15 protein-coding genes and 3 tRNA genes are annotated in these 19,595 nt (G+C 53.4%); 11 read left to right on the forward strand and 7 right to left on the reverse strand.

Going from position 1 to position 19,595, the window contains the following annotated elements; all coding sequences use genetic code 11:
- The 6 genes from NE623_RS05380 (at position 1) to NE623_RS05405 (ending at position 4,710) form a co-directional block, all read left to right on the forward strand.
- Positions 1–1,182 carry a helix-turn-helix domain-containing protein gene (locus NE623_RS05380; protein ID WP_256271314.1) on the forward strand — a complete coding sequence of 394 codons (1,182 nt, stop codon included), beginning with the start codon at positions 1–3 and terminating at the stop codon, positions 1,180–1,182.
- A gap of 116 nt (positions 1,183–1,298) precedes the next feature.
- On the forward strand, positions 1,299–2,477 hold the full coding sequence (locus NE623_RS05385) for a carboxylate--amine ligase (protein WP_256271315.1): 1,179 nt from the start codon (positions 1,299–1,301) through the stop codon (positions 2,475–2,477).
- 19 nt (positions 2,478–2,496) lie between these two features.
- Positions 2,497–4,341 carry an asparagine synthase (glutamine-hydrolyzing) gene (gene asnB / locus NE623_RS05390; protein WP_256271316.1) on the forward strand — a complete coding sequence of 615 codons (1,845 nt, stop codon included), beginning with the start codon at positions 2,497–2,499 and terminating at the stop codon, positions 4,339–4,341.
- A gap of 90 nt (positions 4,342–4,431) precedes the next feature.
- A tRNA-Arg gene (locus NE623_RS05395) sits at positions 4,432–4,505 on the forward strand.
- A 7-nt stretch (positions 4,506–4,512) separates the two neighbouring features.
- Positions 4,513–4,589, forward strand: a tRNA-His gene (locus NE623_RS05400).
- A gap of 46 nt (positions 4,590–4,635) precedes the next feature.
- A tRNA-Gln gene (locus NE623_RS05405) sits at positions 4,636–4,710 on the forward strand.
- Positions 4,711–4,897: 187 nt separating this feature from the next.
- Here the strand turns inward: NE623_RS05405 and NE623_RS05410 are convergent.
- Genes NE623_RS05410 through NE623_RS05430 form a run of 5 tightly spaced genes read right to left on the reverse strand, consistent with a single transcriptional unit; the run spans position 4,898 to position 10,364 of the window.
- Positions 4,898–5,329 (reverse strand): hypothetical protein, encoded by a 432-nt coding sequence (locus NE623_RS05410; RefSeq protein ID WP_256271317.1) that lies wholly within the window; start codon positions 5,327–5,329, stop codon positions 4,898–4,900.
- A complete protein-coding gene (locus NE623_RS05415) occupies positions 5,326–6,846 on the reverse strand; it encodes a hypothetical protein (RefSeq protein WP_256271318.1) in 1,521 nt (506 codons plus the stop codon). Before NE623_RS05415 ends, NE623_RS05410 begins: the two co-directional genes overlap by 4 nt.
- Positions 6,818–8,950, reverse strand: coding sequence for a hypothetical protein (locus NE623_RS05420; RefSeq protein ID WP_256271319.1), 2,133 nt, complete (start codon positions 8,948–8,950; stop codon positions 6,818–6,820). Before NE623_RS05420 ends, NE623_RS05415 begins: the two co-directional genes overlap by 29 nt.
- Positions 8,947–10,116 carry a tyrosine-type recombinase/integrase gene (locus NE623_RS05425; RefSeq protein ID WP_256271320.1) on the reverse strand — a complete coding sequence of 390 codons (1,170 nt, stop codon included), beginning with the start codon at positions 10,114–10,116 and terminating at the stop codon, positions 8,947–8,949. Before NE623_RS05425 ends, NE623_RS05420 begins: the two co-directional genes overlap by 4 nt.
- The gene (locus tag NE623_RS05430; RefSeq protein ID WP_256271321.1) at positions 10,113–10,364 is read right to left on the reverse strand and encodes a helix-turn-helix domain-containing protein; all 252 of its coding nucleotides are present in this window, start codon (positions 10,362–10,364) and stop codon (positions 10,113–10,115) included. Before NE623_RS05430 ends, NE623_RS05425 begins: the two co-directional genes overlap by 4 nt.
- Before the next feature lie 154 nt (positions 10,365–10,518).
- Between NE623_RS05430 and NE623_RS05435 the strand changes: the two genes are divergently transcribed.
- The 5 genes from NE623_RS05435 (at position 10,519) to NE623_RS05455 (ending at position 15,890) form a co-directional block, all read left to right on the forward strand.
- Positions 10,519–11,547 (forward strand): hypothetical protein, encoded by a 1,029-nt coding sequence (locus NE623_RS05435; protein WP_256271322.1) that lies wholly within the window; start codon positions 10,519–10,521, stop codon positions 11,545–11,547.
- A 630-nt stretch (positions 11,548–12,177) separates the two neighbouring features.
- Positions 12,178–12,345, forward strand: a complete 168-nt coding sequence (locus NE623_RS05440; protein WP_256271323.1) for a hypothetical protein — start codon at positions 12,178–12,180, stop codon at positions 12,343–12,345.
- A 72-nt stretch (positions 12,346–12,417) separates the two neighbouring features.
- Entirely contained in the window at positions 12,418–12,615 is a 198-nt protein-coding gene (locus NE623_RS05445; protein WP_256271324.1) for a hypothetical protein, read from the forward strand.
- 725 nt (positions 12,616–13,340) lie between these two features.
- Entirely contained in the window at positions 13,341–15,497 is a 2,157-nt protein-coding gene (locus tag NE623_RS05450; protein ID WP_256271325.1) for an ATP-binding response regulator, read from the forward strand.
- Positions 15,498–15,581: 84 nt separating this feature from the next.
- Positions 15,582–15,890, forward strand: coding sequence for a hypothetical protein (locus NE623_RS05455; protein ID WP_256271326.1), 309 nt, complete (start codon positions 15,582–15,584; stop codon positions 15,888–15,890).
- Between the two features lie 151 nt (positions 15,891–16,041).
- On the opposite strand, the gene tsaD is transcribed toward NE623_RS05455, so the two are convergent.
- Positions 16,042–17,049: a tRNA (adenosine(37)-N6)-threonylcarbamoyltransferase complex transferase subunit TsaD gene (gene tsaD / locus NE623_RS05460; RefSeq protein WP_256271327.1), complete on the reverse strand. Its 1,008-nt coding sequence runs from the start codon at positions 17,047–17,049 to the stop codon at positions 16,042–16,044.
- 15 nt (positions 17,050–17,064) lie between these two features.
- Positions 17,065–19,578 carry a DNA polymerase I gene (gene polA / locus NE623_RS05465; RefSeq protein ID WP_256271328.1) on the reverse strand — a complete coding sequence of 838 codons (2,514 nt, stop codon included), beginning with the start codon at positions 19,576–19,578 and terminating at the stop codon, positions 17,065–17,067.
- Between the last annotated feature and the right edge of the window lie 17 nt (positions 19,579–19,595).

Below are 19,595 nucleotides of genomic sequence, written 5' to 3' on the forward strand. Positions count from 1 at the left end.
ATGACACTGGGGCAGAACATTCAGGCGGCCCGCAAGGCAAAGGGGCTCAGTCAGGAGACGCTGGCCGAGAAAATCGGCGTCAGCCGTCAGGCGCTGGGCAAGTGGGAGAAGGACACCGCTCTGCCGGGGCTGGATAATCTGCAGGCGCTGGCGGCCGAGCTGGGCATCGGCGTGGATGCCCTGCTGGGAACGGAGCCGAGCGCGCCCGCGGCACCTGCAGTGACGTTGGACGCCATGCGGGATCTGCTCTCGGCCCGCGATGCCGAGGAAAAGCGTCGCCGCCGTCTGTGGGGCTGCGCGGGCGGGGCCACATTCCTGATTCTGGCGGGGCTGCTGGCCGGAATGGCGCTGCAGTATGAGCGGCAGATCAACGCGCTGAACCAGAACTACGCTGCGATCCAATCCAGCTACGCGGCCCAGCAGGCAGACCTTTCGGCGCAGATCTCGGAGCTGCAGGATGCCGTCCGCATGGGGGAAACCACGGTGCTGGACTGGCGCTGGCTGCCCGCCGATAAGCTGCATAGGGACGCGGCAGGCAGCTGGATGCCTGTGCAGGTGCAGGTTACGCCGCGCACAGCCGCCGAGGGTACGAGCGCACGGCTGGCCGTGCGCTGCGGTGATGAAACGCGGTTGTACGATATGACCGCCGGGGCCGACGGCAGCTACACGGCCAGCGGCCTTGTGTTTACGGTCGGGGATAACTATGCGCTGAGCGTGCAGTGGACCGCCGATGGCGTCACAACAAGCGAAGCGCTGGGCACCGTGAACTTTAATGAGGAGATGACCAAGCCAACGATCATCTGGGCCACCGGCTATACCAGCCTTGATTACGGGTACTACCTGCGCCGCACCGGAAAAACCAACTACCTGACCCTGACCTGCTACCCGGTGGAGCTGGAGGTGGACGCCCCGGCGTGGATGGAGGTGGCCGCCGTCGAGGTCGATCTGCGTCTGAACGGCGATGCGGGCGAGCCTGCCGCCACCGCCGTGCTGCAGTGTGCGGAGTCGTACAGCTATGTCGGCGCTGACCGCACCGGCGGCGTTTGGAGCGGCACATTTTATGACGGTGCCCCCGCCGATGGCTGGCCCTACGATGGAAAGGAAATTCCGAAGTATGTGGTGCGGGTGACCGACACCAACGGCGGCGTCTGGACGGAGGAAATGCCGCTGACGAAGAAATAATAGAACGCCTTCCCCCACTTGGGGGAAGGCAGGGCGGAGGCCGGAGGGCTGCCCCCTGCAAGCGTACAATACATAATCCCCCCTCTGCGGCATATACTGCCACAGGGGGGATTTTTATGCCGCAGATTCTGCCGGTGCTGCTGGGCGGGGATGCCAACGTCTACGGTATGGCCCGCAGCTTTTACGAGACCTGCGGCGTGTGCAGTCTGGCTGTGGGGCAGCGTGCCCTGCCCGCGCTGGCGCACAGCCGCCTTGTGCATATGGCGGCCCGCGATGCAGCCTTTGCGCAGGACAGTGTTTTCACCGCCACCCTGCTGGGGCTGGCGGAGCTGCACCCCGGCAAAACGCGGGTGCTGGTATCCTGCGCGGACGGCTACACGTCGCTGCTGGCCCGCCATGCCGACGAGCTGCGCGGGGCATACCGCTTTGCCTGCCCGCCGCCCGCCGCGCTGGCCCGGCTGGCCGATAAGCAGCGCTTTGCCGCCGCCTGCCGCGCCGCAGGGCTGCGCACGCCCCGGACTGTGACGCTCTGCCCCGGCGGCTGCCTGCCGCCGCTGCCCTTTGATTGGCCCATCATTGTAAAGCCGGCGGATTCCACCGCGTGGCAGGGGTGCCGCTTCCCCGGCAAGCGCAAGGTCTGGCTGGTGCGGGACGCCGCCGCCCTGCGGCAGATCCTGGACGCCGCGGCGGGGTATACCGGCGCACTGCTTGCGCAGGAGTACATCCCCGGCCCGGACACCCGCCTTGGCGTGGTGAACGCCTACTGCGCGCAGGACGGCAGTGTGCCGTGGCTGGTGCAGGGCCAGCCCCTTTTGCAGGAGCGCACGCCCGAGGGGATGGGCAACTATGCCGCCGTGCTGGTGGAGCCCACCCGGCAGGACACCGCGCTGCTGAACGCCCTGCGCGGCCTTTTGCAAGCGGCAGGCTGGCGCGGCTATGCGAATTTTGACCTCAAGTATGACCGCCGCGGCGAGCCGGTGCTGTTTGAGCTGAACCCGCGGCAGGGGCGTGCGTCCTACTACTGTGACGCCGCCGGTGCGCCGCTGGCCCGGCCGCTGGTCGAGGATCTGCTCTGCGGCGGGCCCATCACGCCACCCGGGCTGCGCCCTGCCGTATGGCACACTGCGCCGTGGGGTGTGGTGCGGCGGCAATGCCCCAACAAGCTGGTGCTGCGCCGGGCCAGCCTTCTGCGCAGGCGCGGGCGCAGCCGTGTGCAGCTGCTGGCCCCCGGCGAGGGCACCGCCCGGCGGGTATGGTTCTGGGTCCGGCAGGCGGCGTACTACCGGAAAAAATAGCGGCAGGGGAGGGCTTTGTATGTGCGGCATTGTGGGTTTTACCTCAAACGGGCATGACCCCGCGGCGGCAAAACGGACGGCGCAGGCGATGGCCGACCTCATCCGCCACCGCGGCCCGGACGGCGAGGGCTACTACGCCGACACCCGCGCCGCGCTGGGCCACCGGCGGCTGTCCATCATAGATATAGACGGCGGCGGCCAGCCGATGTTCAACGAGGACGGCGCGCTGGTGGTGGTCTTTAACGGCGAAATCTACAACTACAGGGCGCTGCGCACCCGGCTGCAGCGCCTTGGCCACCGCTTTGCCACCGACTCCGACACCGAGGTGCTGCTGCATGGGTATGAGGCATGGGGCACGGCCCTGCCCCGGCGGCTGCGGGGAATGTTTGCGTTTGCGCTGTGGGACCGCCGCACCGGGACGCTGTTCTGTGCGCGGGATTTGTTCGGCATCAAGCCGCTGTACTACTATCAGCGCGGGCGGCAGCTGCTGTTTGCCAGCGAAATCAAGGCGCTTCTGGCACACCCGGCCTTTGAAAAGAAGCTGAACGAGGCCCGCCTGCCGGACTGGCTCAGCATGGAATATCTGCCCGACAGCGAGACGCTGTTTGCGGGCGTGTATGAGCTGCCGCCCGCCCACACGCTGCTCTGGCAGGACGGACGCCTGACCACGGCCCGCTATGCCGCGCCGCAGTTCCGCCCGCGGCCCGGCAGCCTGCGGCATTACGCCGGGGCAATCGGGGACGCCCTTGCGGACAGCGCCGCCGCCCACCGCATTGCCGATGTGCCGGTGGGGTGCTTCCTCTCCGGCGGGGTGGATTCCTCGCTGGTGGTGCGGGAAACGGCCCGCAACCAGCCCGCGGTGCAGTGCTTTGCGGTGGGCTACGCCGAGCAGGCCTATTCCGAGCTGCCCGCCGCCCGCGCCGCCGCTGCCGCGCTGGGCGTGCCGCTGCACGAGACCACAGTGACGGCGGCGGATTTTTTTGCGGCCAACCGCGCCATTCAGTGGTATCTGGATGAGCCGATGCCCAACCCGGCGGAGGTGCCGCTGTACTTCCTGTGCAGGGCGGCGCGGCAGCACGTGAAGGTGGTGCTCTCGGGCGAGGGGGCGGATGAGCTGTTCGGCGGCTACCCGCTGTATCAGCAGGCAGTCTGGGCCGGGCGCTGGCAGGCAGTGCCCCGTGCTTTGCGCCGGGCGCTGGCGGGGCTGCTGCCGGGCTGCGGCTTTCTGCGCCGGGGCGCACTGCCGCGCTGGCAGCGTGCCGCCCGGGCGAATTATGTGTTTGAAACCACGCAGGAACGCGACAAATATTTATTGCGGAGCTATGGCGCCCCCGCGCCTGCCCGCCGGTGCAAGCCCTATTTTGATGCGGTGCGCCATCTGGATGAGCCGACGGCGGTGCAGTGGGTGGATATGCAGACATGGCTGCCGCGGGATATTTTGCGCAAGGCCGACCGGATGAGCATGGCCCACGGACTGGAGCTGCGTGTGCCGTTTCTGGACCGGCGTGTGCTGGCGGTGGCACTGGCCCTGCCCCGGCGGCTGCGCTGCACCGGGCGGCGCGGCAAGCCCGCCCTGCGCGCTGCTGCGGCCTGCCGCCTGCCCGGCAGGCTGGCCGAGGCCCCCAAGCGCGGCTTCCCGGTACCGCTGGCCGACTGGCTGCGGCAGGACGAGACCTATGCGCGGGTGCGGGCCAAGCTGACCGGCCCGGTGGCTGCACGCTTTTTTGACACCGCGGCGCTCTGCGCCCTGCTGGACGCCCACCGCGCCGGAACCACCAACGCCATGACGAAAATCTGGGCATTTTACTGCTTTATAGAATGGTATGAGCTCTATTTTGAGGAAAAAATTCCGCCGGTTTTGTAAAAAAAGTTTGGAAAAACGCTTGACAAGGGTGGCTTGCGTTGCTATAATAATTCACGCAGTATGTCCCTCGTGGGCATGAACCCGCAGTAAGCGCCCGTAGCTCAGCTGGATAGAGCAACTGCCTTCTAAGCAGTGGGCCGGGGGTTCGAGTCCCTTCGGGCGCATTATGTGGTGCCTATGGCGCAGTTGGTTAGCGCGCCAGATTGTGGCTCTGGAGGCCGAGAGTTCGAATCTCTCTAGGCACCCCACCAAAGACCGTTCAGGCCCGTTCCTGTACGGTCTTTCTTTTTATGATGGGCCGTCGCCAAGCGGTAAGGCAGAGGACTTTGACTCCTCCATCCGTCGGTTCAAATCCGGCCGGCCCAACCAAATGAGTGTGAACAAAAACTGTTCACCCATGAAATTCACCCATAGAAAATGACGTAGCTAAAACAGCTTACGAAAGTTTTCTATGGGTGAATTTTTTCGTGTGAATAATATTCAATACGCCCAATCAAAATCGTATATCTATCAATATAAAAAATCCCTTTGCAGTTTAGTTACAAAGGGACAGTTCTTATAGGCGGATAATCTTTTTTTCGGTTTCTTTTTGATATGCTCCGGCAAGTCGTTCGTAAGCTAATTGTAGTTGCTTGTACTTTATATCACTTTCGGACCGTATTTTTTTGTTTTCTGCAAGAAGTGCTTTGTTTCGGTTTACAGATTTTAAAAGGCGTTCTTCCAAAATCTCTATTCTTGCAGCCATTTCTTCGGGGCTTTTATAGTCGTTTTTATCTGTGCGATAAAATTCCGGGTACTTAGATAAATGGTCACGGACATAAGTTTTACATAAAGTCTTAACGCTGACACCGCTCTCCATGCTGATTGCGGTCTTCGTAATGGTCTGGTGTGTCTGTTTGAGGTATTCGTAGGCTTCATCAATTTTGGCAAGCGTTTCTTGGCGTTGTGCTTCTTGATAGGCGCGAACACCGTCATTCTGCTTTGTCATACAACATTGCTCCTTCTCTGGTTATCTTCTGAGGCATTCATTTTTTCCAGATAAATGCTAAAAGTTTGAATATCTTTGAGATTCTGCTGAAGCACGGTCGGGTTTCCATGTTTCTTCAAAATCTGGTCATTTACTTTTTGGAGGCGCTCTATATTAGCCGTTATATATTCCTTGTATTGCGGGTCTGGAATGAATGAACCGCAGTGGAAGCATTTTTCGAATTGTGGTGAACACTTGCGATTGAGGCAGAGTCCGTAGTAAGGAATAACCCTTGTTGTAGGTTGTGCGGCGAGCATTTCATATTTTCGTGGTGGGACTTTCCTAGTGGGAAGTGCATCGTTGAAATCGAACGGAAAGATAGGCTTCACAATTTCAGCCAAATGAGTTGCTTCATCGTGTTTTGAATAATAGCCATAGCCCATCGTATCCTCAACGCAGGCATGGTTGCATTCAACGGAGGTCCGTTCCGGAGAAATGATATTGCTTTTGAACCGCTCACAAACATCTATATGCCGGAGGTCGTGTGAGGTGATTTTAGCAGGCTTCCCGGCAGCATCGACAATCTGGTGCTGAGCACAAAACTCTGCAAGGAATGAATTGAACTCCAACATTGTGACCAAGTGAGGTCCTTTATGTGAAACGAAAAGATAATCTTTTATCTCATCGGGAATGTTCCGTTGCATGTCAATTGCGTATTGCTGCTGTTTATATACAATATCATGGCAGAAACCACCACAGAAACCAGTAAGTAGGAAATTGTATTTCTGATAATCTGGAATATGGCGTGGGGTTTCTTTGGAATTGGGAATGGTGATGGTAAAGACATTGTCATCAGGATAGCTGATGCAGTCGAGCGGTGTAGCAACAACCTCTGAAAAACGATGTGTATGTAACCGCAAAAGAATGTATATGGCACGATAGTCGAGTGGAATATCGGTGTTACCATCAAAGAAAAAACTATCTAGTTGATTGATTATTACAGTATCTGGAGCACGTTTAGGCTCGCGCTGTTGAGGAAAACGATATGTTGCATTAAGAGTACTGGGAATGCGTATTACGTCAAGTGCGGTGAGAGATTCAGTAAGTACTTGGAGTGACTGCATATACTGATTCTGTTTCCAAACGTCATAGGATGAAGAATCAAGATAGTTAATAAAATTGTCTATGCTTTTTTGTGTTATATAGTGAAGGTTTATATTTTCAGAATTAAAGAAATTGAAAATGGTATTAAAGTCACGAACTCTGCGTTGGCAGGTAGCAATAGCTGTGCCGGATGTGAGCATATTGATAACTGTAATTCTTGTAACATCGGATTCGAGCCATGATTGAGATTGAGAAAATAAGATGTTTCCAGTTCGATTTGCCATGTTAAGATGAATGTGCCATTTTGGGGAATAAAAATCATCAGTGGAATATAGCTTTAAAAGTTTAGCGTAGTCTTGCTGTACTTTGTCGGGTAGGCCATCATAATCGCGAGAAGTTCCATTGTCAGGAAGCGGGAGGGCGGTGGAAAGCATTTGTATCACCACCTTTGCATTGAATTAAAGAAGGACATTTACGACAGTCTTTTCCGGGGCAATCCTTTTGTGAAGTACATGTTCCATACATTACAGGGTGAGGAGCCATCTGAGGTTTAGAGCAGGAAGCAATTCCTTTTTCGATGGTTCCTTTCCAAAGCTCATCATACATTTTGGCATCATCAAGTGGCAGGTAATTATCATAATGTGTCTGAGCTACTATTGGTGAGTTGCCAAGAAATGCAGAAACTTCAGTGGCATTTTTGCCACTTGCAAAGAGTGTGCGGCCCATTTCCGCACGAATACTACGGAGAGAAACTTTTTCTGGAAGACCTGTAGGAGTATAAAGATTGGCTTCATTAAGAAGTTTTGTCAGATAATATGCTAAGCCATCTGAATTAAATACAATAGGAAGTAAATTGGTGTCAGAGCGTCGGAAGGCAGGTTGGTAGACAAATAGATACGGCTTATTCAGCAAAGTACGAAGATTCTGTGTATTTGCAATGTACTGCTCAATTTCAATTCCTAATTCTTTTGGAATCCGATAATCAATGAATGTTGGAAGACCATTCTTTATTCGATACTTAAACGTCTTTTTTAAGAATACACGAAGGGTGTATTTCTCACCGTGATTGATAAGAGAGGAAGTCAAAAGTTCTCCAAAGGAACTGGCACGGAGTCCTGTGCAGCATGCAATTTTAATACCTATTTGGGCTACAGGTGGCAAAGTGTAGAGACGCTGAAGAATAGCGGCTCTTACTTGTTGAGACATCGGTGAAGTAGGGTTAATAATGGGAGCAGGAAATTGGACTTTATAGAAAGCAGATAGGGAATTGTCGTTCTTTATTTCGGAAGTAAATTTGTAAAAAAGGCGAAGTGAAGATAAACAGCGAATGATTGTTTTATGACTGTAAGTTGTATTTTGAACGAAATAAGACAGGAGCAGTTGGACATCCATCTTGGATAAGGATTTAATTGATTCAATATATATGTCTAAGTGGTTGTAAAGAATATCAATGCAGATGTTTATTTCTGATGAGTCACGGTAGACAATAGAAGGCTGCGGAATTTTATTACCGTCAATAGAACGGTGAAATAGAAAATTACGCAGTTCGTTTTGCAGAGTATCTGCGCCGATAAAAGAAATTTTATAACATGAAAGTAACGTGGGATTGGAGTAAAAGAAAATTGTCCACTTCTCCTTTGAAGATAGTAGTTCCTGCTTATTTCCATCGAACAATTGTGAGTACCAATTAGGAACCTTATCTTCAAGAATTTTAAGAAGATTGTAAAAGAAGGTTCGAGCTGGACCCCGATAAGGAGCTTGACCAAAATAATTCAGCAACACAGAACGAGGACGAATAAGTTGCCGCTGTCGAACGACATCATTGCAAGCATCAATAAAATGGTTGATAGCCAACTCTGGATAGCATATGCGCATAATGTTGATGGTGGCGATACTACCAATACGTTCAATAACTGATTCTAATTTGGTTCTGTCATTGGCTACAAGAGCATCCTGTATCGAGATAATAGCCTCCAGAACCTCTGCGGGTTTGCGCATATAGGGCTGTCCACAAAGACAAATTTCAAAAGGAAAACCATTGATAGTAAAAGACGCAATATTTATATCCGTAGAAATATAGGTGACGTTAAATTCATCGTTTTGAACGGTTAGAGGGAAAATAGGCTTTGGCTTTTTAGGTGTAGACCAAACAATAGACTGAAGTTTTGCAGAAAGAGAAAATTTGCTATAACGAGTTTCATATGTAAACGAAAAAACCTGAAAAAAGAAATCTCTAAAATTCAGATATGATTTAGAAATTTGCTTTCGATACAGGTTGTCGAAAAGTTCAATGGTACTTTCAGGATAAATTGCATCAAGAAGGACAAAAAGATTGGTTCCATTGATAAGTCCACGCACATCAAGGAACGTGCGTCTCCACATAAAGACATCTTCGATGATTTTTAAAATGTCTTCTACGTTCTTGGGAACACCCAAGTCAATGCGGTGTCTGTAGCGGCTTAATTGGAGAATCTTTCCGTCAATACTGATTGTCCAATAGTTTGTATCCGTACGGATAATTTCTATATCTCGGTTCATGGCGTACCTGCATTTGCGGAAGTAAGAACATCATAGTTCTTGTAAAAATCAATCAGCATAGGAGCGGCATCCTGCACACGGTTTACCAAATCGTAGTGCTTCAAGGAATCAAGAGACTTCCAGTCCATTAGATTGCAGAAATCGACATCAGAAAAAGTCGGGATGCCTTTCCGCTGCTGCTCCAGCTGATAACTTCGAATTGCAGCGGCAAAGGTGCTGCGACCTGCATGAGTATGGAGCGCTTCGATATCCCAGCCGTATGTTTTATTGACCTTCATTCTGGCACTTTCCAAAGCGCTACGATAGGCATTATAGGTAACAGGGCTTCCGTTGTGCCCTACAAAGAAATATTCGCTGTCAGTATCGATTTTGCTCCGAACATCCATCAAATAGCTTTGGAAATCCTCGACAAGGGGAGGAGGAATAAGAGAAGTGTGCCTCTTTCCGGTTTTGGTCCTTGTAGGAGTAACTTGTGCATTGTATAGGTCTACAGTATCAAGAGTCAGCGATAGAGCGCTATCGATTCGATGACCTGTATATACTGTGTCGAGGAAAATACAGCGATATGTAAGCGGAAGCGCATCTGCTATGGCTCGTATTTGTTCTGCTGAATACCATTTGGTATAGGCTAACTTTGGTATATCATTCTGATTTGGCGAGAACATTTTGCCAAGAAGGTAAACATTTGTGAGGTGCTCATCTTTTTTTACGACCCGGCCTTTTCGCCGCTTGGTATTTGGGTCTGGTAGGAGCAACATCCTTTGTGTTTGCGTATAAAGACTACTATCCAGATGGTATCCTCGTAGCGCGAGCGTGTCATACAATTTAGATAAAGTTTCGACATAATCGCAAATTGTGTTATAACTTTTGGGTTCATTATTGCAACCGTATGGAAGCCCATCGACATAGAGCTCACATAGAAAATCGTAAATCATATCCATTGTGGCATCAACGACCTCAAGACCATGCATATCTAAATAATTTAGATATATACAGAGCTGGTAAACTGTTGTTCCAAGCGTTTTATCGCGGTTGAACTGTGCCATTACAAGATGCCTGTTGAGTTCAGTCGCAGGCAATCCGTCATCAAAGATAATACGCATCCGTGTTTCTATAGCATCGTTTTGCCCGTGAGGATAAAGGCAATAGCCGACAGTGTATCTCATTTTTCTCCGTCCTTGTCACTTTGTGGAGGAAACATTTGTTCTGGCGGAACATTGCATTGGGAATAAAGGTAGGCAGCGAGTGAGTCGCGGGAGACATAATACCTACGTCGAAGCATTACTGTTCCAATTTTTCCATTACGAATCAGCCTATAAACGGTGGCGTTGCACATATCCAGTATCTCGCTCACCTCATAAACCCGAAGATGCTCAGCGTAATCCTCCGTGTGTTGTAAAAAATCCATAATCATAAGTCAACAACCTCCTTTTTCAGTATTCAAACGTATCCATTACTATGGTATAATGAAATAAATTCTGGAAACAGGCACTAAAGAGGCACTGATTTTTTCTATTTTCGAAAAAGGGGTACTAAAGGGGCACTGATTTTGAAATGGAGCGAAGGATATGAAAGAGCCTACACAAAGAATCGTGAAGATAGATTGTACTGGTGGGACCTATGATTTGGATTTGCGCAATGTAGACGACATAATGAATGAACTCCTTTTGTCAGATTTATCATACGATAGCATCCGAACGGCATTTTCAAATGCAAATGTAAAATATGCACGTTCTGAAAAGGAAGAGTGCTTCCGTTTTGTGGCAGAGGCAAAAAATGTAATCAGAAAGTTTGAAAAAGGAAAGTTTTCGTACGATAAGTGTGGCGTTTTGCCACCCACGGAATTTGATTATACTGTGCTACAAATCCGCGAGATATTTTCTATACAACAAACGTACCTTACTTGTTTAAAAGCTAAGAAAAGTAATAATGAACGACGCTGTGATAAAATTAAGAGTGTTTTTGAAATGCTGTATAGCGCCAGTGATACAGCGCATTTGTTTAATCACAACATTGAAAACCTGTTTGCTTTTCTTGATGAAAATTACCCTACTGCAAAGAAAAAGTGCGTTTCCATAGAATTGCGGGAAAGACCTCAATTTGTGCTGGCGGATGAATTTGGCTGCTTTTTGAAGTCGATTGAATCCGAAGAACGGAGAGGTCGTAGCTATCGATATATATGGCAAAGGCAAGGGGAAAAAGCTGAAAAAGAGACGATAAAGGAATTTGACAGATTCCTTTTGTGGCAAGAGAAGCACATATCTAAAGAAAATCGGCAATATGTAATTTTGCTGTACGACCCAAAAAAATTAGCAAATACCTACATTGAGAAAATGGATAATTACATAAATAAAGCGTTAGGAGACATACGGATTGATGGGCATAGTGGCAGGCATCCGATACTTTATGTAAACAAAGCATCTTTCCGCCTATGGCTGGCTTTGGAATTGTCCAAGGATGATGAATACAAACTCTGTGCAATTTGTGGTAAGCCCTTCCATGTTGGGAATCAAAAAAGCATAAAATATTGCAGACGGCATACAAAGTCGCAAATCAATTATTTTAATCAGAAACTTGCAAAAGAGCGAAATATGTAAAATGACTAAGATGTTAATGGTATAGAAAAGTACCGCCCGCTCTGCGGAACAAGAACAGCATAAGAACTTTAGATACCAAAGTGAATACAAATAAAAGCGGCTCTCCTTGCGAGGGCAGCTTTTATATTTTGCTTCCACAAATTCAAGCCGCTATTTTTGTACATATAGCCATTTGCTTATTTCCGCAATAAATGCTAATATAGTATTTACTTACACAAAAACACTTATGACAAGGGAGTAAGTAAATGACTATAAAAATACAAACACCACAGAACAACAGAACATACACTACTTAGGCCGCTCCGCAAGGGGCGGCTGTTTTTTTGCAAAAGAGAGATTTCTACATACCCAAAATACCCAAAAGCGGAAAAAATCATTATCAAAAAGATGGGAAATCATCATGGATGATATAAGAGACAAACTGTTAGCTGATACAGACGGAATAAAAGTTTGGTAGAAGAAAGAGGCATCAGTAAGACCGAAATGTTTCTTTGGCCGAAAATGCCCGTTACAGAAAAAGGTAATGAACTGCCCTGAACTCGAACAGTTCGTGAAGATGTATCGGATTGAGCTCTAATTTTTAGCCCTAACTGAGGTAGATAAAGCAACTTTAGGAAGGAAGTGCTTATTATGTGCAACCTAAGCCAAGGCATTAAAGAAGAAAGCTTTAACGAAGGTAAAATAAGGACGCTGATTGAGCTGGTAAGAAAAGGTCGTCTATCTGTAGAAGAAGCGGCAGAAGAAGCCAATATGACGGTCGAACAATTTAAGAAAGTAATGGAAAATTCTCCAACGTAAGGCATTTAGAAACGTAAACATTATTTTGATTTAAGACTTCATCAAGTCATTTAATAAGAAGGGAAAAATATTATGTCGGACCTTTATAGAGGTGTGTTTGAAGAAAGCTTTCGAGAGGGGGTTCGCATAGGAACGATACAAGTATTGTTTTGGGCAGTGCAAAAAGGATATATTACTGTAGAAGAAGCCGCTGAAGAAAGCGAAATGACCGTTAATGAATTCAAGGAACTCCTAAAAAATCCTCCCGCATGGGTCACACAAGACCGCTAACATTACCAAATTCCAAGCCGTTCTTCATGTTCGAAGAATGGCTTTTTTGTGCAATAACGATATGAGAATATAACTAAGCCGCCAAGCGAGTAAAATCGTTTGGCGACTTTTTGTAAAAAATATGCGAGATTCTGTAGAAAAACAGGCTGACATATGCTACAATCAAACCAACGAAGAAGTGTATGAAATGTTAGAAACTTGGAAAGACGTAATGCGTAAACTATATAACTTGTTTGGCAAGTTGAACGCGCAAGTGAGAGAAATGCCTGCTGAAGAACCAGAAGATAGAACAGAAGGACCTTCCGATTCTATGACCGAATAAAATTAGGCTACGGATGAGGTTGCAAAGCAATTCGGCTTGAGTTACAATTAGGATGTTGAATGAATAAAGTTTCATCCAACAATAGGTAAAGGCAGTGTATCATAGAAAACATAAAAGAACCGCATAGGTAAAGGAAATATAAGCGGTTCTATGGGTCATCATTCTATGGTACATAGGATTCACTATACTCCCAAAGCAGCAGCTTCATAAGAGGCTGCTGCTTTTTTTGTGTGCGGCAGGCAGGGGGGCTTGCAAGCGGCAGCTAATGGGTAACTTTCCCCTCATCCGGCCCTGCGGGGCCACCTTCCCCCCAAACCAACCTTTTTACAAAAAAGATTTCCATCTCGGCACGGATATGGTATAATAATACCGACTGAAATGTTTTTGAAATGGTGCCGCGATTATGATAAGCTATGAAGAATTTACCAAGCAGGAGGCCAAGCTCGAAAATGCCACGCTGGAAGAGCGCAAGGCGTTTTATGCCGATATCCTGAAAAAGGAGCCGGAAAAAACCGGCGTGCGGGTGCTGGCCTATTTCCGCTATGCGCTGCAGTTTTACCGCGACGGTGACTACCGCGCCGCCCGCGAGATTCTGGAGCCGTTTGTCATCGACTACCATAACTATGAATACCGCCCGGAAATTATTGCCAGCTTCAACCTGATGGGCGCCGCCGCGCACTTTGAGCAGGAATATGAGCTTGCCCGCTTTTACATCCGGGAGGGGCTGAAGGTCGCGCAGGAGCACCAGGAGGTTGAGCGCTACTCCTATGAGTACAACAACCTCAGCGTGACCTACCTCTACCAGCACCGCTATGAGGAGGCGCTGGAGGCCATCCAGAAGGCGGAGGAAAACCTCGTCAACAGCGATGAGGCGATGAAGGTCTACATCTACCGCAATCTGTCGGAAATCTGCTGCTATCTGGGCCGGTTGGACAAGGCGAAGGAAGCCTTCCTGAAATGCGCCGACCTCAACGGCTTTGCCCTTTTGCCGGAGGATACCCTGATGCTGGGGCTGCTCCTCTACCACAAGCTGGGGGATACGGCCACCGCCAAGTTGTACCATGACAAGCTCTGGGCCAAGCTGCCCGAAATGTACGCGGCAGATTTCAGCGGTGCATCGCGGGTTATCTTTGAGTGCGCGATGGACGCCGGGAACCACGCCGAGACCGAAAAAATACTGGCCGCGATGCAGGACTATATGGCCCGCAACCCGCAGAAGATACAGATCGGCCTGCAGACCGAGAGCTTCCGCTATGCCTACGCCAAGTCCCGCGGCGACCGCGATACAATGCTGGACGCGCTGGAGCGCAAGGAAACCTACAGCGCCGCCATGCTCAACCACGCCGAGGAGGTCCGGGTGCAGGACGTGAACCGCTATCTGCGCATGGGGCAGGAGCTGCAGCGCGCTGTGGCCAGCGAGGCCAGCGCCAACCGCGCCAAGACTGAGTTTCTGGCCAATATGTCCCATGACATCCGCACCCCCATCAACGGCATTATGGGTATGCTGGATATGATTGCCGCCTGCCGCAAGGACGAGAAAAAGGTCGATGACTGCCTTGGCAAAATCGAAATTTCCTCCAGCCATCTGCTCTCCCTCGTCAATGACGTGCTGGATATGAGCAAGCTGGAAAACGGCAGCATGGAGATGGAACACAAGCCCTTCAATCTGGACAAAATCTGTGATGATGCCACCGAGATGGTCGTCTTTCAGGCTGAGCAGGCGGGCCTGCGCGTCTATGTGGAGCATGACGATGTGCAGGATGTGAACCTGCTGGGCAGCGCGCTGTATTTAAAAAAGATACTGGTCAACCTGTTCAGCAACGCCATCAAATACAATAAGCCGGACGGCACAATTTTTGTCCGCCTGCGGGAGACGGAGCGCGGCCGGGACAAAGTGACCTATGAATTCCTCATCCGGGATACCGGCATCGGTATGACGCAGGATTTCATTGACAACCGCCTGTTTGAGGCCTTTGTGCAGGGCGAGAACGCGGGGCGTTCCCGCTACGACGGCACCGGGCTGGGTATGTCCATTGTGGCGCAGCTGGTCAAAAAGATGGGCGGCAAGATAGAGGTCGAGAGCACCGTGGGCGAGGGCAGCTGCTTCACTGTGACGCTGCCCTTCACCATCGACCACAACCCGCCCCCGCCGGAGCAGGAACAGCCGGTTCCGGCAGATTTGCACGGCAAGCGCCTGCTGGTGGTCGAGGACAATGACCTGAATATGGAAATTGCCGAGTTTATGCTGACCAGCGCCGGGGCAACGGTGGATAAGGCCTATAACGGCGAGGACGCCGTGCAGCAGTTTACCAAGGCGGCCCCCGGCACCTATGACGCGGTGCTGATGGACCTGATGATGCCGGTGATGGACGGCTACACCGCGGCCAAGGCCATCCGTGCCAGCGGCCACGCCGACGTCGGGCGGGTGCCTATCATTGCGATGAGCGCCAACGCCTACGCGGAGGATGTGCGCCAGTGCCTTGCGTGCGGGATGAACGCCCACATCAGCAAGCCCCTGTTCCGGGATGTCGTGCTGCGCACCCTTGCGCGGTTCCTGTAAGGACAACACTGCCTAATTTGCCGATGCAGCGCTGTATAAATACCCCTGCCCCGGAGCATACTGGGGGTACGGAGGTGTTTCACTATGAGTTATCTTGACTGCGCACAGTATGACTGCTGCCACAACAAGGCCGGCTGCTGCTGTCTGAACGGCATTGACGTCCACCACACAGGGCCCGGCAATGCGGTCTGCGGCAGTTACCGCTGCAACGAGGGCTACGGCAACGCTGCTACCGACAACCAGCCCGCTTCACCCGAGACGGACATCCACTGTGATGACAAGGGCTGCCGCCATCTGGAAGGGCACTGCTGCTGTGCGGACCACGTCAGCATTGACGAGTGCAGCTGCGGGCCGGAATGTGCCACCCGCGCCCCGCGGGATACGGCAGAATAACCGCAAATAAAAACGGATACCGCCTTTTTGCAAGCGGTATCCGTTTTTTGTTTGAAGGTGTTGGCCGGAGAAGCAGCAGCCCTGTGGGAGCTGCTGCGGGCGGAGCAGAGCCCCGCCCCTACTGCGCGGCATTATCCCTGAATGTGATGAATTACCTGTAATCAATCGGCAGGGTGGGCAGACCGTTGAGGGTCCAGTCGGCAAGGTTGCCATCGCGGAACTCATAATAGCCCTGCGCGGCAATCATGGCGCCGTTGTCGCCGCAGTATTTCAGCTCCGGCAGATAGACCCGGGCGCCCAGCTTCTGCGCGCCGTCATTGACCAGCTGGCGCAGGCGGCCGTTGGCGGCCACGCCGCCCGCCAGCACAACCTGCTCGGCGTGGGTGTCGGCGGCAGCGGCCAGCAGCTTTTTGGCAAGAATCTGGTCGATGCGCTCCTGAAAGCTGGCGGCCATATCGGCCACGTTGACGCCCTGGCCCTTCTGCTCGGCGTTGTGCACCTCGTTGATGACGGCGGTTTTCAGCCCGCTGAAGCTGACGTTGTATTTGCCCTCCACGTGGGGAACCGGCAGCTTGTACGCCTTGGGGTTGCCGCCGCGGGCGGCTGCGGCCACGCTGGGGCCGCCTGGGTAGGGCAGGCCCAGCGTGCGGGCCACCTTGTCGTAGGCCTCGCCGGCGGCATCGTCCACCGTGCGGCCCAGAATTTTATAGCGGCACCAGTCCTCGACCAGCACAATGTGACTGTGACCGCCGCTGGCCACCAGACAGAGGAACGGCGGCTTCAAATCCGGGTGGGTGATATAGTTGGCGGCAATGTGCCCGCGCAGATGGTGCACCGGCACCAGCGGCTTGTTCGCCGCGTAGGCCAGCCCCTTGGCAAAGTTGACGCCCACCAGCACCGCGCCAATCAGCCCCGGCGCAAAGGTTACGGCCACAGCGTCCACATCGGCCATCGTCATACCGGCGTCGGCCAACGCTTTGTCCACGGTGGCGCTGATATACTCCGCGTGGCGGCGGCTGGCAATCTCCGGCACAACGCCGCCGTAGAGCGCCTGCTCCTTGACGCTGGTGGAAATCACGTTGGAGATGACCTTCCGGCCATCCTCCACAATCGCCGCCGCGGTCTCGTCGCAGGTGGATTCAATTCCTAAAACATACATACGCAAACCTCTGTTTTAGTGCGCTTCCAGCCAGGTTTTCCCGGTGCCAACCTCGGTTGTCAGGGGAACGCTGTAGTGCACAACGTTTTCCATTTCCTCTTTTAAAATGCGCTTGACCGTGTCCACCTCGTTCTCGGGCGCTTCGACAATCAGCTCATCGTGTACCTGCAGCAGCAGGCGGGCCTGCAGCTTTTCATCCCGCAGGCGCTGCCAGACGTGGACCATAGCCAGCTTGATGATGTCCGCCGCGGTGCCCTGAATCGGGGTGTTGCGGGCCATACGCTCGCCGCTGGCGCGCACCTGGAAGTTGGAGCTGGCCAGCTCAGGAAGGGCGCGGCGGCGGCCGAACAGCGTCTCCACATAGCCGTTGTCCTTGGCGTGGGCGATGCAGTCTTTCATATAACCGTCCACCTTCGGGAAGGTGTCAAGGTAGGTTTTCAGGAAGGCGTCGGCCTCCTTCACCGGGATATCCAGATCCTTGCTCAGCGAGTACGCGCCCTTGCCGTACATAATGCCGAAGTTGATGGCCTTGCTGGCACTGCGCAGCTGCGGCGTGACCTCGCTCTCCGGGATGTGGTAGATTTTGGCGGCGGTCGAACGGTGGATGTCCGCGCCGTTCAGAAACGCCTGCTGCATATGCTCGTCCCCGGTGATGTGCGCGAGGATGCGCAGCTCAATCTGGGAGTAGTCGGCGTCCACAAGCGTCTCACCCGCGGCTGCCACAAAGTAGCCGCGCAGGCGGCTGCCCAGCTCGGTGCGAATGGGGATGTTCTGCAGGTTCGGCTCGGTGGAGGAGATGCGCCCGGTGCGGGCTTCGGTCTGGATGAAGGTGGAGTGCACCCGCCCGTCCGCGGCCACCGCGTTCAGCAGACCGTCCACATAGGTGGAGAGCAGCTTTGCGTAGGTGCGGTATTTCAGAATCTCGTCAATGACCGGGCTGTAGGGGCGCAGGCTTTCCAGCGTCTCGGCATCGGTGGAGTAGCCGCGGGCGTTTTTCTTGCGGGGCGGCAGGCCCAGCTTGTCAAACAGCGCCTCGCCCAGCTGTTTGGGACTGTTGACGTTGAACTCATAGCCGACTTCTGTATAAATGTTGTGCAGGATCCCGTCCAGCTCGCCGCGCAGGCTGTCGCCGAAGGCGCGGATGCCGTCCGCGTCCACGGCAAAGCCGATGCGCTCCATATCCGCCAGCACGCGGGCCAGCGGCAGCTCCATCTCATCCAGCAGGCGGCGCTGCCCGCTTTCGTCCAGCGCGGCGGCAAGGGTGTCGCACAGGCCGGCCAGCACGCCCGCGTCGGGGGCGGCCTCGCAGGCAAAGGCGGCGACAACGCCGTACTCGGCCGCCAGCGGGTGCACCGCATAGCCGCTGGCCGAGGGGTTCAGAAGATAGGCGGCCAGCTTGCCGTCAAAGCGCAGGGCCTTGCCCACGCCGCCGTGCTCAAGTGCAAGGCGGTAAAGCGGCTTTGCGTCAAAGGCCCAGAGCTCTGCCTCGCCGTCAAGAATCGCGGCCAGACGGTCGGTGTCGGGCAGATAGACCTCCTTGCCCTGCGTCAGATACCAGCTGCCGTCCGCGTTCTGTGCGGCGTAGAAACGGCCCTCCAGCAGCAGCGGCAGGGGAGCGGGCTCAACGCTCTCCAGCGGGGCAGCGTTCTCGGCTGCGGCGGGGGCAACGCCCTGCTCCAGACCCCAGCGCTCCACCAGCTTGTGCATTTCCAGCGCGGCCAGCAGCTGTGCGGCGGCCGCGGGGTCACCGGGCTGGCGGATATAGGCGGCGGGGTCGGTCTCAATCGGCGCGTCCTTGCGGATGGTGCCCAGCATATAGGACAAATCGGCCTTGTCCCGGTTGGCGGTCAGCTTGGTGCGCTGGCCGGGCTTTACGGCCTTGTCCTCGATGTTGTCGTAGACGCCCTGCAGGCTGCCGAAGCGGGACACCAGCGCAAGAGCGGTCTTTTCGCCGATGCCGGGCACGCCGGGGATATTGTCGGAGGAATCGCCCATCAGGCTCTTTACGTCAATCAGCTGGTGCGGCTCCACGCCGTATTTCTCGCGGATGGCGGCGGGGTCCATCGGCACAGTTTCCTTGTTGGTGGCCAGCAGCACGGTGGTGGCGTCATCCACCAGCTGCAGGCTGTCCCGGTCGCCGGTGGCCAGCAGGGTGGTGCCGCCCGCCGCCTCACACGCGGCGGCCAGCGTGCCCAGAATATCATCGGCCTCCCAGCCCTCGCGGCTGACCTGCACAAAGCCCAGCTCGGTCAGAAGCTGTTTGAGCACCGGCATCTGCTGGGCCAACTCCTCGGGCATACCGTGGCGGGTGGCCTTGTAGCCGTCATAGGCCTTGTGGCGGAAGGTCGGTGCGCGCTCGTCCCATGCAATGGCAACGGCGTCCGGCTTGTGCGCCGCCAGCAGGTTCAGCAGGATATTTTGGAAGCCGTAAATGGCGTTGGTATAGCGGCCATCTTTCGTTGTCAGCAGCTTGATGCCGAAAAAGGCGCGGTTGACAAGGCTGTTGCCGTCCAGGACCATGAGTTTCATAGAATTTACTCCTTACA

It is taken from the genome of Gemmiger formicilis, from assembly GCF_024462815.1.
GTDB lineage: Bacteria > Bacillota > Clostridia > Oscillospirales > Ruminococcaceae > Gemmiger.